We start from the raw sequence: 504 nt of genomic DNA on the forward strand, positions 1-504 counted from the left end.
GAACGGCAGATTCGGCGCAGCCGCATTCTGGCTATCGACATGACCCACCCACACCATCGACTGAACCTTGCGCCAGGCGTCAGCGCCGCCCCGCGCCTGCGCATTCTTCGCGACGATCTGTTCCGCGCTCAACGCCTCAGCGGCCCGCGCCACCGGTACGCAAACGAGCACGGGCAAGCACGCCGCGAGTAGCCATAGCCGGATCCGTCTCATGATCGTCTTCCCCCGTGCGGATGCCTCTAGTGGGCGGGCACTTTGGCCATGGCGAATTGCGGTTTCGCAAACATGGAATCATCGACGGCCTGATTCACCGTCACGTGCTGAATCGTCATTTGATGCTTCTGATTGACACCTGCCACCACGGTTTCCAGCACATGCGGAACCATCAAACCATTCTCGGACTTGTAGTCGCGGTAGTAGACGGCGACGGGGTGCATGCGTCCGTCGAGCTTGCGCTGATCGCCGTCGATCTTCAGCTCGAGGAAACTCGACGCATCGATCCAC

2 pseudogenes are annotated in these 504 nt (G+C 60.9%); both read right to left on the reverse strand.

The features are described 5' to 3' along the window. Positions 1 to 213 (reverse strand): annotated as a pseudogene (locus HV670_RS30515) (hypothetical protein); the annotation flags it as partial. Positions 214 to 239: 26 nt separating this feature from the next. After that, a pseudogene (locus tag HV670_RS30520) lies at positions 240 to 504 on the reverse strand (outer membrane lipoprotein-sorting protein); the annotation flags it as partial.

The organism is Pararobbsia alpina (assembly GCF_902859895.1).
In the GTDB taxonomy this organism is placed as follows: Bacteria; Pseudomonadota; Gammaproteobacteria; order Burkholderiales; family Burkholderiaceae; genus Pararobbsia; species Pararobbsia alpina.